The sequence below is a fragment of the Bradyrhizobium sp. 521_C7_N1_3 genome, from assembly GCF_052075975.1.
GTDB lineage: Bacteria > Pseudomonadota > Alphaproteobacteria > Rhizobiales > Xanthobacteraceae > Bradyrhizobium > Bradyrhizobium japonicum.
This window is the reverse complement of record NZ_CP197232.1, coordinates 3,842,052-3,860,972: the sequence shown is the minus strand read 5'-3', so window position 1 is coordinate 3,860,972 and position 18,921 is coordinate 3,842,052. Positions and strand designations below refer to the sequence as shown.

General features: G+C 64.7%; 11 protein-coding genes. 9 read left to right on the top strand and 2 right to left on the bottom strand.

From position 1 onward, the window contains the following. Positions 1-295 precede the first annotated feature (295 nt). The 9 genes from gspD (at position 296) to AB7008_RS17820 (ending at position 16,113) form a co-directional block, all read left to right on the top strand. A complete protein-coding gene (gene gspD / locus AB7008_RS17860; RefSeq protein WP_441259171.1) occupies positions 296-2,647 on the top strand; it encodes a type II secretion system secretin GspD in 2,352 nt (783 codons plus the stop codon). A gap of 31 nt (positions 2,648-2,678) precedes the next feature. After that, positions 2,679-3,176, top strand: a complete 498-nt coding sequence (locus AB7008_RS17855) for a tetratricopeptide repeat protein (RefSeq protein ID WP_441259170.1) — start codon at positions 2,679-2,681, stop codon at positions 3,174-3,176. Between the two features lie 200 nt (positions 3,177-3,376). Beyond that, a complete protein-coding gene (locus AB7008_RS17850; RefSeq protein WP_441259169.1) occupies positions 3,377-4,036 on the top strand; it encodes a transglutaminase-like cysteine peptidase in 660 nt (219 codons plus the stop codon). Between the two features lie 223 nt (positions 4,037-4,259). Further along, on the top strand, positions 4,260-5,645 hold the full coding sequence (locus AB7008_RS17845) for a hypothetical protein (RefSeq protein ID WP_441259168.1): 1,386 nt from the start codon (positions 4,260-4,262) through the stop codon (positions 5,643-5,645). A gap of 447 nt (positions 5,646-6,092) precedes the next feature. Beyond that, a complete protein-coding gene (locus AB7008_RS17840) occupies positions 6,093-9,251 on the top strand; it encodes an AIDA repeat-containing protein (RefSeq protein WP_441259167.1) in 3,159 nt (1,052 codons plus the stop codon). A 306-nt stretch (positions 9,252-9,557) separates the two neighbouring features. Continuing rightward, positions 9,558-11,684, top strand: a complete 2,127-nt coding sequence (locus AB7008_RS17835) for a type I secretion system permease/ATPase (RefSeq protein ID WP_441261217.1) — start codon at positions 9,558-9,560, stop codon at positions 11,682-11,684. Further along, positions 11,671-13,092 carry an HlyD family type I secretion periplasmic adaptor subunit gene (locus tag AB7008_RS17830; protein ID WP_304493439.1) on the top strand — a complete coding sequence of 474 codons (1,422 nt, stop codon included), beginning with the start codon at positions 11,671-11,673 and terminating at the stop codon, positions 13,090-13,092. Before AB7008_RS17835 ends, AB7008_RS17830 begins: the two co-directional genes overlap by 14 nt. A 133-nt stretch (positions 13,093-13,225) precedes the next feature. Then, the gene (locus AB7008_RS17825) at positions 13,226-15,766 is read left to right on the top strand and encodes an arylsulfatase (RefSeq protein WP_441259166.1); all 2,541 of its coding nucleotides are present in this window, start codon (positions 13,226-13,228) and stop codon (positions 15,764-15,766) included. Further along, complete coding sequence (locus tag AB7008_RS17820; protein WP_248882147.1) at positions 15,763-16,113, top strand: hypothetical protein; 351 nt, start codon at positions 15,763-15,765, stop codon at positions 16,111-16,113. Before AB7008_RS17825 ends, AB7008_RS17820 begins: the two co-directional genes overlap by 4 nt. An 83-nt stretch (positions 16,114-16,196) precedes the next feature. On the opposite strand, the gene AB7008_RS17815 is transcribed toward AB7008_RS17820, so the two are convergent. Together AB7008_RS17815 and AB7008_RS17810 are read right to left on the bottom strand one after the other, a co-directional pair. After that, positions 16,197-16,877, bottom strand: a complete 681-nt coding sequence (locus AB7008_RS17815) for a response regulator transcription factor (protein WP_038944287.1) — start codon at positions 16,875-16,877, stop codon at positions 16,197-16,199. 274 nt (positions 16,878-17,151) lie between these two features. Then, on the bottom strand, positions 17,152-18,729 hold the full coding sequence (locus tag AB7008_RS17810) for a Do family serine endopeptidase (RefSeq protein WP_028159660.1): 1,578 nt from the start codon (positions 18,727-18,729) through the stop codon (positions 17,152-17,154). Between the last annotated feature and the right edge of the window lie 192 nt (positions 18,730-18,921).

Here is an 18,921-nt window from a genome sequence, read left to right as displayed (position 1 = left end):
GGCCGCAGAGCGGCGAGCGGGCCGTTTACCTTAGTTTTCCGATTGGAAATGTGACGGCATGATCGATCGCAATGTCGTCCCCGGCCAGTCACAGCATGATCGAACAGAACATCCTTGATGTCTCTGCGCAATTTCCCGTCGCATCACATTCTCACAACAAGCTCGCGCTCGACGGGTGCAAGGCTAACAGAATTCGTAACACACGACTGTCATACGAGAGGGTTAAGCAAGCCGCATTCGGTCCGCCCCGCCTCGACGGGAATAACAGCGGGCGGCGCGTGAGTGAGGCAGTGCAGTGAGCCGAGCAACATTCCGGATCGGCTTGGTTGTCCAATGCGCTGCCATCTGCGTATTGCTCGGATCGTGCAACACGGTGAGCGGCATCGCCGATGCCGACACCAAGGATCCGGATGTCTTCGACAAGGTCCGCTCGGTTGACCTGTTGCCGCGCTATCCGAACCAGTTGCCGCAGCGCGAGCTCTCGACCGGCCCCCGCGCCAAGACCGCGATCTACGCGGCGGTTGCCAGCGACGATGCGCCAACCGCGACCTCGTCGCAGCAAGCGGCGGTCAGCGCCGACCGGTTCGAGCTCAATTTCGACAATTCGCCGGTCGCGTCCGTCGCCAAGATCGTGCTCGGCGACATCCTCGGCGTCGGCTACGTCATCGATCCGCGCGTCCAGGGCAATATCAGCCTTTCCTCGGGCCGCCCGATCCCCAAATCCGACGTCGTCTTCGCGCTCGAAAACGCGCTGCGGATCGGCGGCGTCGCGCTAGTGCGCGACGATACCGGCTACCGGTTGATGCCGCAGGGCGACGCGGTCGGCGTCGGCGGTGCCGACGCCTCCGATCGCATGACACCGGGCTACGGCATAACCATCGTGCCGCTGCAATATGTCTCGGCGCAGACCGTCATCAAGCTGGTCGACAGTTTTGCCACCAAGCAGGGCATGATCCGCGCCGACACCAGCCGCAACCTGATCCTGATCCAGGGCTCCGGCAGCGAGCGCCGCAACGCGGTCGATCTCGTGCTGAGCTTCGATGCGGACTTTTTGAAGGGACAGTCGGTCGGCATCTTCCCGGTGCAGAACAGCAATCCGGGACCGATCATCGCCGAGCTCGAAAAAATCGTCGATTCCGGCGAGGGCGGCATGACGCAGAACGTGATCAAATTCCAGTCGATCGCCCGGATGAACGCGGTGCTCGCGGTGACGCGGAAGCCGGAGCTGTTGAACCGTGTCGAGACATGGATCCGCCGCCTCGACACCACCAATACAGGCCGCTCCGCGGTCCACGTCTACCGCGTGAAGTTCGGCGACGCCAGGCAGATCGCGCGGGTGCTCAACGACGTATTCGGTTCGGGCAGTTCATCCGGCTCGTCCGCCTCTCCGCTCGACAGCCCCGGCGGACAGGTCGCGCCAGGATCCGGCCTCGCCTCGAGCTCGAGCGGCGGCTCTGCGCTCAGCCGCCTATCGGCCTCGCCCAATCAGTCGAGCAGCGGCTTTGGCTCGAATTCAGGCGGACGCGCCGCAAGCGCGGGTGCTGGCGACGCGTCCACCGGCAATCAGGCCGCCTACGGTTCATCATCCGCTTCGCAAGGCGGCGGCAGCCTGTTCGACAACTCCGCGACAGGACAGAATTCAGGCCGCGGCGGCGCAGGTCCCGGTAACGTTCTCGACGGTGTCCGCATCACTGCCGACAGTGTCAACAACACGCTATTGATCTATGCAAGCCAGGAACAGTACCGGATCATCGAGCAGACCATCAAGGAGATCGACCAGCCGCAGCTCCAGGTCGCCATCGACGCCACCATCGCCGAGGTGACGCTGACCGACGATCTCCAATACGGCGTCCAGTCCTACATCATGAGCCGAGATGTCGGCCTGAAGCCCAACACCGGCTCGGTGGGCTTTAACGGCGCAACGTCGGTCGCCGCGGCGGCAGCCGATGTCGTGCTCCAGCGCGCCATCCCCGGCTTCAACTTCCTGGTCGGCTCGGCGCAGACGCCGCGCGCCGTGCTCAACGCGCTGCATGCGGTCACCGACGTCAAGGTGCTGTCGAATCCCTCCGTGGTCGTGATCGACAACCAGGTCGCGACCCTCCAGGTCGGCGACGAGATCCCGATCCAGACCGGAAGCGCAACCGTGCTGACCGGCAACAACACCGTCGCCAACACGACCGACTATCGCAGCACCGGCATCATCCTGCGCGTGGTGCCGCGGATCAATGCCAACGGCAATGTCAGGCTCGACGTCGAGCAGGAGATCTCCAATCCCGTCAGCAACTCGTCGTCAGGTTCGTCCTCGACGTCGACCAACTCGCTGACGCCGACGGTGTCGACCCGCAAGGTGCGCAGCTCGGTCGCGGTTGCCAGCGGACAGACGGTCCTGCTGGCGGGCCTGATCAGCGACACCCAGACCAAGACCCGCGCGGGCATTCCGGGCCTCGACCAGATTCCCGGCCTCGGCGAGGCCGTGTTCGGGCAGACGGACAAGCAGGTCAAGCGCACCGAGCTGATCATCTTCATCCGGCCGCAGATCATCCGCGACGGCGCCGATGCTCATTTCGTCGCCGAGGAGTTGCGCACCAAGCTGCGCGGCACGATCAACGCGATCGGGCCGAGACCCGCGCCGACGACCTACCGCTGAGCCGGTACAAATTGCCCGAGGAGCGGTTCACATGATCAGGTCCAGCAGACTCTCGATTGCCACCATCGTGCTGGGACTTGCCTCGACAAGTGTTGCCCACGCAGATTCCCTCGGCGCCGGAACCGGCGCCTTCAACCGCGGCGACTACAATATCGCTGCCCGTCTGCTGTTGCCGCAGGCCGAGCGCGGCAATGCCCGCGCGCAAGGGATGGTCGGCTTCATGTACGCGACGGGACAAGGCCTGCCGCAGGCCTATGACGCCGCCGGCTACTGGTACAGGCTGGCCGCCGAGCAAGGCGACACCACGTCGCAATATCTGCTCGGCCTCGCCTACGACAAGGGCCAGGGCGTGCCGCAGGACGACGTCGCCGCCTACAAATGGCTGAACCTAGCGGCTGCGCATGCACCGAGGAAAACCCGCGAGAATTTTGCAAAGCTGCGCAACGCGGTCGCCTCGAAGATGAGCCGCGGCCAGATCGCGGCCGGCCAATGGCACGCGCTGCGCTGGCCCGAGGAGTCGCCGTTCTGATCGACGCGGAGGGCCGGAGCCGGGGGAATGTCGTCATATCATGATGTGATGGCGTAACACCGGTCTTAACGGAAATCACACCATCCCGGCCGGCGTCTAAGCCGAGATCGCGCGGGCCGGTACAATTTGAAGCAATAGCTTAGCCGGATCGCGAGCTGTCTCTGCCAAACTCCCCTGCACAGGGAGCGTCGGGGGACGACATGGCGGGAAGTCGCAACGCAAAGCAGAGACTGACGATGCTGGCGGCGGCCGGCCTGGCCGCGGCCTGCCTGTCGATGGCGCAGCCGGCCCATGCTTTCCTGGCCCGCCCTACCCTGTTTGCTGCGATCGGCGCCGCGACCAAGGCCCCATCCGGCTGGCAACAGTTCTGCGCCGAGAATGCCGAGGAGTGCCGGCCCGGTGCCGATCAGGCCCGGGACGTCGTGCTCACGCCCGAACTGCTTCAGCAGCTCTACGAGACCAACAAATACGTCAATGATCGCGTCGCCTGGACCAGCGATGACGCGCTTTACGGCAAGGCCGAACGCTGGACGCTCCCGCTCGATCGCGGCGATTGCGAGGACATCGTCCTGCTCAAGCGCAAGATGCTCGCCAAGCTGGGCTGGCCGCAGGGATCGCTCCTGATCACAACGGTCGAGGAGCCCGGTTCGGCCAAAGGTCGTCACGCCGTACTCACCGTCCGCTCCGACCGCGGCGAGATGATCCTCGACAACCAGACCCCGGAAATTCTGTTCTGGTACGAGACCAAATACCGCTACCTGTCGCGGCAAAGCGCCACCGACCCGAACGTCTGGGTGGCCTTCGGCTCCGAGCAACCGAAGCCGCCGGTCCTGACCGTCGAGCGCCAATTCAGCCGCTGAACCACCCTACCGACCAGCCTTGCGGCGCGCCGGCCCGCCATGCGTGACAGTCCGCATGACCTCACGGGCCGTCCGGCGTTTCGCCGCACCTACTTACCCTGAACAGCCCTATAACATTATCCGCGCATTATGATACAAAATATATCATTAGCGACGGAATGATTCCCATTCCGGATTGTATCATCATCGCGACCATCACCATTAGCGCTCATTTGAGGCATCAATGACCACTCAAGTTGTATTCGGCGGCACGACAACGATCTCCGCCCCCACCACCACGACCTACATCGTCGTCTCGGGTACGCTCGACGTCGCCAGCGGCGGCGTCGTGTCCGGCGCGACCGCGGTCGGCCCCGGCACTGTCATCCTGATCGAGGCCGGCGGCACCGCCAACAACTCGACCATCGCCGGCGGCACGCAGTACAATTACGGCACGGCCAACGGCGTCGTGATCTCCAATGGCGGCACCCAGCACGTCTATGGCGGCACCGCCAGCAACGTCACGGTCACCGCCGGCAGCTACCAGGACGTCATGAACGCCACCGTCACCGGAACGACGCTGGCCGGCTTCCAGCAGGTGCATGTCGGCGGCGTGACCTATGCGACGGTCATCGTCAACGGCGGCAACGAGTTCGTGGCGACCGGCGGCACCACCAATGGCACCATCGTCTCGTCAGGCGGCCTGCAATATGTCGGCGAGGACGGCACCGCCAACGGCACCGCGATCAACAACGGCGGCTATCAATACGTGCTCGGCACCGGCAACGACACCGTCGTGTTCGGCGGCGGCGTCCAGGAAGTCGCCGGAACGACCAACAACACCACCGTCAACAGCGGCGGCATTCAGCACGTCGTGCTGGACGGCACCGCGATCACGACGACCGTGCAGGCTGGCGGCTTCCAGCAGGTCAACAGCGGCAGCGTGCAGGGCAGCCAGGTCAGCGGCGGCCTCCAGGTGCTCGGCACCGGCAGTTCGACCGACACGGTGGTCCTGTCCGGTGGCAGCGAATATATCGGCTCCGGCGCTTCAGCGACGGGAACGACGGTCAACGCCGGCGGCCTGCAATATGTGGACGTTGGTGGTTCGGCGGCCTCCACGACGGTCAACGGCGGCTTCGCCTTCGTGGCGGGAACGGCCTCGGGCGCGACCGTCAACAGCGGCGAGTTCGATGTGGTCGGCAGCGCCAGCAACACGCATCTCGCCGGCGGCGTCGAATACGTCTATGCCGGCGGCGTCCAGAACGGCGTCGATTTCGCGGGCTCGGCTTCGACGCTCTATCTCGAGGACGCGTCCGGCCTGACCGGCACGATCTCGAATTTCGAGGTCGGCGACGTCATCGACTTCCGCAACCTCGCTGTGAGCTCGTACGAATTCGATGGCGCGACGCTCACGCTGATCACCGGCAACGGCTCCCTGGCCTATCAGTTCGCAGGCGTCGAGGCCGGCACCGCCCTTAACGTCGCCTCCGACGGCCATGGCGGCACGTCCGTGTCGTTGTCGCTGCTCTCGCAGTTCTCGGCGAGCCTGGTCCCGGATGCAGGCGAAGGCGCGATCACGCAGCAGGGCTCCGATCCCGAGAGCGCTTCGCTCGTTCACGCCCAGAGCTGACCTGAGACGACATTGCCGTACCGGGACAAGTCCCGGTACGGCTTCCTCGGCTGTCGAGCCCTGCTCCGGCCAAGGCCATCGGCGCAAGCCTCGCCACTCTCCGCTCATCAAGTCTCAGACACAGCAGGTCGCGTGGCATCGAGGCGGCACGCGTGCACGTCCGTGCGACGGCGGCTCCGGTCACGCCTGCCTATGCAGGAGGCATGCCCAGCGCAGGATTGCATACCATTTGGAGCACCCGCCTCGGCTGCACGCACGGAACCCTTTCATATCATTGATATAACGTTATTCCGGACAAAATGCCGCATAGCGCGCAAAAATGTATCATAAAATATCATAAATAGATCGTTTAGAGCCCGTGCAGGTTCGGCGCGGGCCTCCGCAGCAGGCGGTCGCAGCGCAGAATTCAGCCCTTCAGCGCTCCCTTAGCATCACTTGAGGTATGTTATGACCACCGTCGTAAAAATAGGTACCGAATTTCAGGTCAATAGCCAGACGGCTGGCAGCCAGTGGTATCCCTCCATTACCGGCCTCACCAATGGCGGCTTCGTCGTCACCTGGCAGGACGGCCTCGCCGGCTCCACCAGCGGCAGCAGCACGCTCGGCGACGCCAGCGGATCCGCCGTCCATGCCCAGCTCTATGCGGCCGACGGCAGCAAGGTCGGCGGCGAATTCCTGGTCAACACCCAGACCAACGGCTCGCAGGCCTCCCCGGTCGTAACCGGCCTCAGCAACGGCGGCTTCGTCGTCTCCTGGCAGGACCAGAACTCCACGAGCGGCGACATCAAGGCGCAGATCTACGGCGCGAACGGCGCCCCGGTCGGCGGTGAATTCCTCATCAACTCCGTCACTGCGAACAACCAGAATACCCCGGCCATCACCGGTCTGCCCAATGGCGGCTTCGTCGTCGCCTGGACCAACCAGGGCTCGTCGGCGCCCGACGTCAAGGCGCAGGTCTATGATGCGAGCGGCGCCAAGGTCGGCTCCGAATTCCTCGTCAACTCCACCAGCGTCTACGATCAGGAGCGCGCCTCGATCGCCACGCTCAGCAACGGCGACTTCGTCGTCACCTGGAACGATTTCCGCACCGGCAATTGGGAAGTCCGCGGCCAGGTCTTCCACCCGGGTGCGACCGGCGCGACCAAGGTCGGCTCCGAATTCACCGTCGACACCGCCTATTACAACAGCCGCATGGTTGCCGGCGTGACCGGTCTTGCCAACGGCAATTTCGTCATCAGCTTCGAGGACACCAGCGGCGAAATCCGCGCGCAGGTCTTCACGGCTGGCGGCAGCAAGGTCGGCTCGGAATTCCAGGTCAACACCCAGACCGGCGGCAACCAGGGCTTTTCGAGCATCACCGCACTGACCGGCGGCGGCTTCGTCGTGACCTGGTCGGACGAAGGAACGGCCGACGGCAGCGGCTCCGGCATCAAGGCGCAGGTCTATGATACGGCCGGCAACAAGATCGGCGGCGAGTACATCGTCAACTCGCAGACCAACAGCTACCAGTACTATCCGACCGTCTCGGCGCTCGCCAATGGCGGCTTCGTCATCAGCTGGCAGGACTTCAGCCAGACGCTTGGTGACAATTCCTCCTACGGCATCACCGCGCAGGTCTTCAACCTGTCGAACGCCCCGATCGCGCCGACCATCGTGTCGGTCACCGATGACGTCTCGCCCAACAGCGGCGCGCTCGCCAACGGCGCCAGCACCAACGACACCAACCTGACGGTCCGCATCGCAACCGGCAGCAACTTTGCCGGCGACGTCGTGCAGCTGTTCGACGGCCAGACCGCGATCGGCTCGGCAGTCACGCTCTCGCTCGCCGACATCGCGCGCGGCTACGTCGACATCCAGACCGGGCTGCTCGGCAACGCGGCCCACGCCATCACGGCGAAGGTCACCGATACGACCGGCGCCGTGAGCGATGCCGCCTCCGCGATCAACGTGACCGTCGACACGGTTGCCCCGGCCGTCGGCGTCACCGGCGTGACGCTCGACACTGCGAACCTGCCCACCTTCACGGTCAGCGGCATCACCGAAGCCGGCCTTCTGGTCTCGGTCTATGATGGTGCGACCCTGGTCGGCACCACCACGGCTGGCGCCAATGGCTCCTGGAGCCTTGCCGGCCTGACGCTGGTGGAAGGCGCCAACAACCTGACCGCCAAGACCACCGATGCGGCCGGCAACGCCGGCACCTCGACCGTCTTCGCGGCGCCGACGCTGGTTTCCACCGGCGCGGTTTCGGTCACGGGCGCGTCGACGACCTCGCAGGGCTATGTCGTGCTCGGCAACGGCACTCTCGATGTCGCCACCGGCGGCAACGTCTCCGGCCAGATCACGATCGGCAATGGCGGCGTCGTCGATGTCCTCAACGGCGCGACCACCGAGCATACCGACATCCTCAGCGGCGGCGTGCAGTACGACTACGGCACCGCGAACGACACCATTGTTCACGCGGGCGGCCAGCAGCACGTCTACTTCGGCGGCAGCGCCAACGGTTCGACGGTCGAGGCCGGCGGCTACCAGGACGTCTACGCGAACTCGACCGTCACCAACGTCAGCCTGAGCGGCAACCAGCAGGTACTGGCGGGCGGAACGGCCATCGACACCACGGTCTATAGCGGCGGCTACCAGTATGTCGGCGATGGCGGCACCAGCGCCGGCACGCTGGTCAAGACCGGCGGCTTCCAATACATCGATGCTGGCGGGTCGGCCAGCGACACCGTGATCGACGGCGGCTTCCAGTACGTCGACGGCACGGCGACCGGCGGCTCGGTCGGTGGCGGCAACTCGCAGGGCGGCGGCGTCGCGACCGGCGTGACCGTCAAGAACGGCGGCGCGCAGCACGTCTATCACGGCGGCAGCGCGACCGGCACGATCGTTGCGGCTGGCGGCTTCCAGGACGTCTACCACGCCACCGTCTCCGGCACCAACCTCAGCGGCAATCAGCAGGTGCTGGATGGCGGCATCGCCGCAAACACCGTGATCGAGAACGGCGGCAATTCGTACATTGGCGCGGGCGGATCGGTGACGGCGACCACGGTCAACGGCGGCGGCCTGCTCTATGTCGACGCCGGCGGCTCGGCCGCCTCCACGACGATCAACGGCGGAGTCGGGTTCGTGATCGGAACGGCGTCCAACACGACGCTCAACAGCGGCGAATTCGACGTCGCAGGCACCGCCGACAACACCCATCTCGCGGGCGGGGTCGAGCATGTCTTCGCCGGAGGCGTCCAGAACGGCGTCGACTTCGCCGGCTCGGCTGCAACGTTGACGCTCGAGAACGCTTCCGGCCTGACCGGCACGGTGTCGAACTTCGAACTCGGCGACACGATCGACCTGCTCAACACATCGGTCTCGTCGTTCACCTTCGACGGTTCGACACTGACGCTCGCCACGAACTCGGGCAGCTATACCTACCAGTTCGCGGGCGTTCAGTCCGGCACGGAGCTCAACGTCACCGACGACGGCCACGGCGGATCGGCGATCTCGCTGTCGCTGCTGGTGCAGCAGTCGGCGAGCATCGTCCCGGACGCCGGCGAGAGCAGCCTCGTGCCTTCGGACACGACGCAGCAGCAGCCCACGCTGGCCAGCCACGGCTGATCGGCCAATACGATCTGCGCACCGGGGCCCCCGCCCCGGTGCGTCATGCGATCGCGGCGGGAGGTGAACTTGCCTCCCGCCGCCCCGCATCCCGCCGCAGAACGCCAAATCCGACCGTTATGTGAGCGGTCTGACATAGTTATCAAACCGTAACATAGCCGCGTTAGCTATCGGCCGCCCCGCCGACCGGCGGGACACCCGTCCGTGAAATCGTCCGGACCCGATGACCGCGGATATTTGCTTCCAGTGAGCCCGAACGAGACTATTTCACGCGACCCGGCCGCAAAGGAGCCGCCGGTGCAGGCCGTGCCGAAGCCGCCGGCCGACCCCGGCCTGACCGCGCTCGTCATGATGCTCCAATTCCTCGGGGTGCCCGCCGAGCCGGAGCAGCTCCGCCATCAGCTCGGCGTCACCGCGATCGGCACCACCGAGATGCTGCGCTGTACCAGGCAGTTCAACATCAAGGCGCGCGTGGTGAAGACGAGCTGGGACCGGCTCGACAAGACGCCGCTGCCGGCCATCGTCCCCTTGCGCGACGGCGGCTTCCTGATCCTGGGCAAGGCCGGCGACGGCAAGGCCATCGTGCAATATCCGGGCTCGCCGCGGCCACAGATGCTGACCAAGGCGCAGTTCGAGGTGCTCTGGGACGGCCGCATCGTGCTGATGACCAAGCGCGCCGGCCTCGCCGATCTGTCGCGGCGCTTCGACATCACCTGGTTCATGGCCGCGGTCAACCGCTATCGCGGCCTGCTCGGCGAAGTGCTGCTCGCCTCGTTCTTCCTCCAGATCTTCGCGCTGGTGTCGCCGCTGTTCTTCCAGGTGGTGATCGACAAGGTGCTGGTGCATCGCAGCCTCGGCACGCTGGATGTGCTGGTCGCCGGCATCGTCGCGATCTCGATCTTCGAGGTCGTGCTCGGCGCGCTCCGCACCTACCTGTTCTCGCACACGACCAACCGCATCGACGTCGAGCTTGGCGCGCGGCTGTTCCACCACCTGCTGGCGCTGCCGCTGTCCTATTTCCAGGCGCGGCGGGTCGGTGACACGGTCGCGCGGGTGCGCGAGCTGGAGAACCTGCGCAACTTCATCACCGGCTCGGCGCTGACGCTGGTGATCGACCTGTTCTTCACCTTCGTCTTCCTGGGCCTGATGGCATTCTACTCGCCGCTGCTGACCGCGATCGTGCTGGCGTCGTTCCCGCTCTACATCGTGATCTCGGCCGGCGCCACGCCGCTGTTCCGCTACCGTCTCGACGAGAAGTTCAAGCGTGGCGCGGAGAACCAGTCGTTCCTTGTCGAGAGCGTCACCGGCGTCGAGACCTTGAAGGCGATGGCGGTCGAGCCGCAGATGCAGAAGCGCTGGGAAGAGCAGCTTGCCGGCTACGTCGCCTCGAGCTTTCGCGTGGTCAATCTCGGCAATGTTGCAAGTCAGGCCGTTCAGTTCGTCAGCAAGATCAACATGGCGATCCTGCTCTATTTCGGCGCCAAGCTGGTCATCGACGGCAACCTCACGGTCGGCGAGCTCGTCGCCTTCAACATGCTGTCGGGACGGGTCACCGCGCCGGTGCTGCGGCTCGCCCAACTCTGGCAGGATTTCCACCAGGCGCGGCTGTCGGTCGAGCGGCTCGGCGACATCCTCAACACCGTGCCCGAGCCGACCCATCGCCCGGGCCGCGCGGCGTTGCCTGCCATCCGTGGCGACATCACCTTCGAGCATGTCGGCTTCCGCTACCGCGTCGACGGACCGCAGATTCTGAACGACATCACCTTGAAGATTCCGGCCGGCCAGATCGTCGGCATCGTCGGCACCTCGGGCTCCGGCAAGAGCACGCTCGGAAAACTGATCCAGCGGCTCTATCTCCCCGAGAGCGGCCGCGTGCTGGTCGACGGCAATGACCTTGCGGCGGTCGACCCGACCTGGCTGCGCCGGCAGGTCGGCGTCGTGCTGCAGGAGAACATGCTGTTCAACCGCTCGGTGCGCGACAACATCGCACTGGCCGATCCCGCGCTGCCGATGGAGCGCGTCGTCGCCGCGGCAAAGCTCGCCGGCGCACACGATTTCATCCTCGAACTCCAGGATGGCTACGACACCGTCATCGGCGAGCGCGGCAGCACACTGTCCGGCGGCCAGCGCCAGCGCATCGCGATCGCACGCGCGCTGACGACCAATCCTCGCGTTCTCATCTTCGACGAAGCAACGAGCGCGCTCGACTATGAAAGCGAGCGCATTATTCAGCACAACATGCGCGAGATCACGGCGGGCCGTACCGTGCTGATCATCGCCCACCGTCTGTCGACCGTGCGCACCGCGGACCGCATCATCACCGTGGAGCGTGGCCGTATCGTCGAGGACGGTTCGCACGATCAGCTGATCCGCAGCGGCGGCCGCTACGCCACGCTGCATCGAGTCCAGGCAGGCATCCATGAAGTCGGCTAAGGCGATCATGGCCTCGCTGCGCAGCCCGACGCGGACGCGCGACGAGCTAGCGTTCCTCCCCGCGGCGCTCGAGATCGTCGAGACCCCGCCTTCGCCGATCGGCCGCGCCATCTCGGCGTCGATCTCGGTGGTGTTTTTGATCGCGCTGGTGTGGGCCAGCATCGGCACGGTCGACATCATCGCGACCGCGACCGGCAAGATCGTCCCCGACGGCCGCACCAAGGTGATCCAGCCGTTCGAGACCGCGGTCGTGCGCGCCATCCACGTGCAGGACGGTCAGCGCGTCAAGGCCGGCGACCTCCTGATCGAGCTCGATCCGACCATGAGCCAGGCCGAGCTCGGCCATCTTCAGAGCGATTTGCTCGCGAGCGAGCTCGACATCGCACGCCTGCACGCCGCACTTGCCGGCGGTGATCCCGCCAAATTCACCGCGCCCGCGCGCGCGAACTCCGATCAGATCCGCACCGCAAAGCGTTTCCTGGCCTCGCAAGCCGCCGAGCAGGCATCCAAGATCACCTCGCTCGAATGGCAGGGCACGCAGAAGAAAGCGGAACGTTCGACCACCGAGGCTACCATCGGCAAGATCAGCGCACTCATTCCCATCATGCAGCAGCGGGTCGATGTGCGAAAATATCTCGTCGACCGCGAGTTCGGCTCCAAATTGCAATACCTCACGGAAACGCAGGACCTGGTCGCGCAACAGCAGGAATTGCTGGTCCAGAAGAGCCACTATGCCGAGGCCGATGCCGCCGTTGGAGGCATCGAGGAGACGCTGCGGCGTACCGAGGCGGAATATCAGCGTGGCCTGTTCGACGAGCTTGCGAAAGCCGAGCAGAAGGCGGCTGGCCTGCGCCAGGACATCGTCAAGGCCGAGCAGCGCACCAGCCTGCTCCGCCTCGCCGCGCAGGAGGACGGCATCGTCCAGCAACTCGCCGTGCACTCGGTCGGCGGCGTGGTGACGCCGGCACAGACGCTGATGGTGGTGGTGCCCACCAGCGGCGGCCTCGAGATCGAGGCGATGATCTCGAACCGCGACATCGGCTTCGTCAACCCCGGCGAGGACGCAGCGATCAAGGTCGACACCTTCAGCTTCACCCGCTACGGCTTGCGCCAGGGCAAGGTGCTCAGCGTCTCCCAGGACGCCATCGTCCGCCAGAAGCCGCCGGAAAAGCCCGGCGACACACCGGCCGGCACCGAGACATCATCCAGTGAGCCCAAGGGCCAGGAGCTGGTCTACTCCGCCCGCGTCTCGCTCGACCGCGCCCAGATGGACATCGACGGCCGCACCGTCAACCTCGCGCCCGGCATGGCCGTAACCGTCGAGATCAAGACCGGCACAAGAAAGATCATCAGCTATCTGGTGTCGCCGCTGATCCGCTATGGGCAGGAGAGCTTGCGGGAGCGGTGAGACGGCCGCGAATCCGCCGAGATGGCATCGGGCTGTCTGGCCCAGCCCAACCGGCACATTTGACCTAAATCAAGCAGGTATCGGTTAGCGGTGACAGCCTCAACCCGCCAAATGGACTGCGGGAGGCCGGAATATGAAAATCCGTTGCCGCACCCTTGCGACCACAGCAAGTGTTCTCGCCCTCGGTTGCATCTCCGCGTCGGCTCAGCAGGTCACGGGCACCCTAGGCTCGCCCGCAGCCACGACGACAATTGACGGCAAGCTGCTTCCGCCGCCGCCTCCAGAATTTGGAGGGGTCATCAACGAGAGAGCCTCGGAGTCGAAGGCGTGGTGGGCACCGCGTGTCGTACCGCCGAAGGGCGCGCCCAATGTGTTGCTCATCATGACCGACGACCAAGGCTTCGGAGCGCCGAGCACCTTCGGCGGCGTTATCCCCACGCCCGCGATGGATCGTATCGCTGCGCAGGGCCTGCGCTACACCAATTTTCATTCCACCTCGCTGTGCTCACCGACGCGGGCGGCGCTCATAACCGGCCGCAATCATCATTCGGTCGGCTTCGGAGTCGTCGGCGAAATATCGACGGGATTCCCAGGTTACGACTCGATCATTCCGATCGAGAAGGGCACCATCGGCACCACCCTGAAGGCGAACGGGTACGCCACCTCGTGGTTCGGCAAGAACCATAACACGCCCTCATATCAATCGAGCCAGGCGGGGCCATTCAATCAATGGCCCAATGGCATGGGCTTCGAGTATTTCTATGGTTTTGTCGGCGGCGATGCCAGTCAGTGGCAGCCGAATCTGTTCCGCAACACCACAGCGATTTATCCATTCCAGGACAATCCGCGCTGGAACCTGACGACCGCGATGGCCGACGAAGCCATCCAGCACGTGAAGCAGCTCAAGGAGATCGCGCCCGACAAGCCGTTCTTCGTTTATTACGTGCCCGGCGGCACGCACGCGCCGCATCATCCGACGCCGGATTGGATCAAGAAGATCAGCGACATGCACCTGTTCGACCAAGGCTGGAACAAGCTGCGGGAGACGATCTTCGCCAACCAGAAGCGGTTGGGCATCATGCCCGACCACGCCAGGCTGACGCCATGGCCGAAGGAATTGCCGCAATGGGATTCCATCGGCGAGTTGGAGAAGAAGCTCTTCATCAAGCAGGCAGATGTCTATGGCGCCTACCTTGCCTACACCGACCATGAGATCGGTCGCGTCATTCAAGCCGTCGAAGACCTCGGAGAGCTCAACAACACGTTGATCATCTACATCGGCGGCGACAACGGCGCGAGTGCCGAAGGCATGATCAACGGTACGCCCAACGAGTTCACGACCTTCAATGGCGTCCCGGTGCCGGTGAAGGCTCAGTACCTCTGGTACCCGTTCTGGGGCTCGGACCAGACCTTCCCGCATTTTGCCGCGCCCTGGGCGTGGGCGATGGACACGCCATTCAAGTGGGTCAAGCAGGTGCCGTCGCATTTTGGCGGGACCGCCCAGGGCGTCGCCATGTCCTGGCCCGGCCATATCAACGATGTGGGAGGTATCCGTCGCCAATTCCATCACGTCATCGATATTGCTCCGACCATCCTCGAAGCAACCGGCATTTCGCAACCTGACACGATCGACGGTATCAAGCAGAGCCCCATGGAAGGGGTGAGTATGGCGTACACATGGGACAAGGCGAACGCCAATGTCGAGACGGCGCACACGACCCAATATTTCGAGATGCTCGGCAATCGCGCCATCTATCACGATGGCTGGGTTGCGGCGACGACGCCGATCACGCTTCCATGGGAGCTAAGCAGCGCGCCCCCGCCAGATGTGATCACGGGATACAAGTGGGAGCTCTACAACGTCCGGGAAGACCTCACCCAGTTCGATGATCTGGCCGCCAAGATGCCGGAGAAGGTCAAGGAGTTGCAAGCCGTCTTCGATGTCGAGGCGAAGAAGTACAACGTGCTGCCGCTCGACAACACGACGCTCGCGCGTTGGAATACGCCGCGCCCAAGTCTGACAGCCGGGCAGACCGTATTCACCTATTCGGGCGAACTGACCGGTGTGCCGGCTAGCGCCGCGCCGAGCATTCTCAACAAGTCCTATACTATCACGGCCGAGGTCGAGATTCCCAAAGGCGGCGCTGAAGGGATGATCGTCACCGAAGGCGGACGTTTCGGCGGCTACGGGCTGCTTCTAAGCAAGGGTGTGGCGGGCGTTCGGCGGGGTAAGCCCGTGTTCCTCTACAACCTGCTCAACCTCAAGCGCACGATCTGGTCGGGACCGGAGTTGAGCGCGGGCAAGCACACCATCGTCTTCGACTTCAAGTCGGATGGGCCCGGATTGGGCAAGGGCGGTACAGGCGTACTTTCAGTGGATGCCAAGGAAGTAGACCGGAAATCCATAGAACACGGTACGCCGATCACGTTCCCGGAGGACGAAACCTTCGACGTCGGCCAAGACACCCGCACCGGGGTCGCGATGCTCGAGTATCGCTACGATCCGCCGTTCAAGTTCACGGGCAAGATCAACAAGCTGACGTTCAAGCTCGGACCTGAGTTGAAGAACCCAGCGCAAGCCAAGGCAGAACTTGGACCTATGCCAGCGCCGGAGCCGGATCCCATTGAAGAGTCGAAGTCTCGAAAGCCATCCGCGAACATTGGGAAGAAATGAAAGGCGCATTGGCGTTCGCCGCCATCAGCGAAGCTGCAACGGGATTGGCGCTGTTGATCGCGCCGTCGCTGGTTGGCCAGTTGTTGCTGGGCGAGCAGCTTTCCGGTGTCGCAACGCCGGTCGCGCGTGTCGCGGGCATTGCGCTGATTGCCTTGGGGATCGCCTGTTGGCCAGGGTGGCCGCCACTCCCGGGCATGTTGATCTACAGCGGAGCCGTCACCCTATATTTGGCCTACCTCGGTTTCGCAGGTGGGTTGGGCGGCGTCCTTCTGTGGCCGGCGGTCGTCCTTCATCTCACACTGACGGCGCTCTTGATGCGCGGCGGCCCGCAAAGCCGCGACCCCTGAATTTTTCATCGACCCGCCGCTTCCGGGGAGGCTTCAAAATTCTTCTGGCTCAGTGCCTTGCGTATTGAAGAGTATCCAAAGCTTTAACGGATCCCATCCCGGATCATGTACCCGGCGCCGCGGATCGTGTGCAGCAGCGGCCGCTCAAAACCCTTGTCGATCTTGGAGCGCAGCCGCGAAATGTGCACGTCGATCACGTTGGTCTGCGGATCGAAATGGTAGTCCCAGACATTCTCCAGCAGCATGGTGCGCGTCACCACCTGGCCGGCATGCTTCATGAGGTATTCGAGCAGGCGGAATTCGCGCGGCTGGAGCGTCAGCTCGTCCTTGCCGCGGGCGACCCGATGGGACAGCCGGTCGAGCTCGAGATCGCCGACGCGGTAGAGCGTGTCCTCGGCCGGACCGCCGCGGCGCCGCGACAGCACCTCGACCCGGGCCAGCAGCTCGGCAAAGGAATAGGGCTTCGGCAGATAGTCGTCACCGCCGGCGCGCAGGCCCTTGATGCGGTCGTCGACCTGCCCGAGCGCCGAGAGAATCAGCACCGGCGTCGAGTCGTCCTTGTCGCGCAGCGCGCCGATCAAGGACAGGCCGTCGCGCTTGGGCAGCATGCGGTCGACCACCAGCACGTCGTAATCGCCGTTCTCGGCCATGGCGAGGCCCTCCTCGCCGTCGGCGGCGTGGTCGGCAATGTGCCCGACTTCGCGAAACGCCTTCACGAGATAGTCGGCGGATTCGCGGTCGTCTTCGATGATGAGGAGGCGCATCGTGCGTTCGGCGGCGGTCAAGGGGGTCAACCTTCTCTGAACATGGCGCGAGCGGCAATCGCATGCAAGCCAAGCAAACGGGACTTGGGTAGGCAAAAAGGCGGGCGGTGAAGCTGGGGGGACCTCACCGCCCTAGGCCTTCCGACGGAGGGGGGCGTAATTCCACCGGAAGGTAGGCTGGGGGAGCGGGCCTTGCGCTGCTCCCCCGAAGGGCGTCGGCGGCGGGGGCGACTGATGCCGAAGACACCCCTCATCTCGTAGACCTCCTGACGGCTCAGCCCTTGGCGATGGGCACGGCGACGAAGCGCGACTGGCCGCCGCTCTTCACGCGCATCAGGACGCTGTTCTTGTTGTCGGTCCGCGCCGTGTTGATGGCGTCGCGGACTTCGCCGGCGGTGCTCACGCTCTTGCCGCCGACTTCGAGAATGACGTCACCTTCCTTGAAGCCGCGTTCGGCCGCGGCGCTCTTCGGATCGACTTCGGTGACCACGACACCTTCCTTGCCGGCGCCGGCCACGGAGTCGGCGGGCGCGACGGTCATGCCGAGCTTGGGCACGTCGGTGCCACGGCTCGCACCCTTGCCGCTATCCTTGTCGGTGTCGGCCTTGGCCTCGATCGTGTTCGGCAGCTGGCCAAGGGTGAGGTTCACGACCTTGTCCTGGCCCTTGTGCAACACGTTGAGCTTCACGGTCGCGCCGGGCGCCATGCCGCCGATGGTGCGGGCAAGCTCGCGGGCGTCCTTGACGGATTCGCCGTTGACCGAGGTGATCACGTCGCCGGACTCGATGCCGGCCTTCGCCGCCGGACCGTTCGCCTGCGGCTCCGCCACCAGCGCACCTTCAGCCTTCTTCATGCCGAGGCTGTCGGCGATATCGGACGTCACCGGCTGGATCTGGACGCCGATCCAGCCGCGGCTGACCGAGCCCTTGTCCTTGAGCTGGGCCACCACGCTCTTCACGGTGCTCGCCGGAATCGAGAACGCGATGCCGACGCTGCCGCCGGAGGGCGAGTAGATCGCGGTATTGACGCCCATCACCTCGCCGTTGGTGTCGAAAGCGGGACCACCGGAATTGCCCTTGTTCACGGGCGCATCGATCTGGATGAAATCGTCATAGGGACCGTTGCCGATGTCGCGGCCGCTGGCCGAGACGATGCCCGCGGTGACGGTGCCGCCGAGGCCGAAGGGATTGCCGACCGCGAGCACCCAGTCGCCGATCCGCGGCTTGCTGTCGGCGAGCTTGGCGAAGGGGAAGTTCGAGCCGCCCTCTACCTTGATCAGAGCGAGGTCAGTGCGCTGGTCGGTGCCGATCACCTTGGCGGTATAGGTCTTGCCGTCGTCGGTCGTGACCTCGACCTTGTCGGCGCCGTCGACCACGTGGTTGTTGGTCACGGCAAAACCGTCGGCGGAGATGAAGAAGCCGGAGCCCTGGCCCTGCACGACGCGGCCGCGGCCACCCTTCTGGCCCGGGAAACCATCCGGACCGCCGAAGCGGCGGAAGAAGCGCTCCATCGGCGAGCCCGGCTGGAACGGCGAGGCGGAATCGTCGCCATCGTCGTTGCTCGCGGTCTTCTCCTTGATGTTGACCTTCACCGAGATCACCGACGGTTTCACGCGCTCGACGATGTCGGCGAAGCCGACCGGACGCTCAACCTTCCGGACCTCGTTGTTGACCTGCGCATGCGCCGGGCTGGAGAACAGCTCGCTCGGCGACGTCGACGGGCTGAAGCCGTGGACGGCAATCCCGAGGCCGGCGACGACCGAGGCCATCAGCGCGATCCTGCGCGCGGAGAAAACCGACCGGCGGGGCTGCCGGTAGGACGGAAGGTTCGTGAGGTCGGGACGGTCGGTCATGCAGGAATCTCCAAGGCCTTGAATTCTTTTGGTGCCGGATGGCAGCACGTTACGGACCTGAAGATGGGGGCTCCCGCCTTACCGTGCGCTGGCGGCGGGGTTAAACTTTTGTAATGAAGGGTCGCGCCGTTGCGGCAGTTTATCGCACGCCGAAAGTTGTGGCCTCACAGGAACTTAATCGAGTTCCCCTGA

Coding starts and splice junctions, on each gene's coding strand:
- AB7008_RS17845 (WP_441259168.1), top strand. CDS start 4,260: ATGACCACTCAAGTTGTATTCGGCGGCACGACAACGATCTCCGCCCCC.
- AB7008_RS17855 (WP_441259170.1), top strand. CDS start 2,679: ATGATCAGGTCCAGCAGACTCTCGATTGCCACCATCGTGCTGGGACTT.
- AB7008_RS17830 (WP_304493439.1), top strand. CDS start 11,671: ATGAAGTCGGCTAAGGCGATCATGGCCTCGCTGCGCAGCCCGACGCGG.
- AB7008_RS17825 (WP_441259166.1), top strand. CDS start 13,226: ATGAAAATCCGTTGCCGCACCCTTGCGACCACAGCAAGTGTTCTCGCC.
- AB7008_RS17840 (WP_441259167.1), top strand. CDS start 6,093: ATGACCACCGTCGTAAAAATAGGTACCGAATTTCAGGTCAATAGCCAG.
- AB7008_RS17850 (WP_441259169.1), top strand. CDS start 3,377: ATGGCGGGAAGTCGCAACGCAAAGCAGAGACTGACGATGCTGGCGGCG.
- AB7008_RS17820 (WP_248882147.1), top strand. CDS start 15,763: ATGAAAGGCGCATTGGCGTTCGCCGCCATCAGCGAAGCTGCAACGGGA.
- AB7008_RS17815 (WP_038944287.1), bottom strand. CDS start 16,877: ATGCGCCTCCTCATCATCGAAGACGACCGCGAATCCGCCGACTATCTC.
- AB7008_RS17810 (WP_028159660.1), bottom strand. CDS start 18,729: ATGACCGACCGTCCCGACCTCACGAACCTTCCGTCCTACCGGCAGCCC.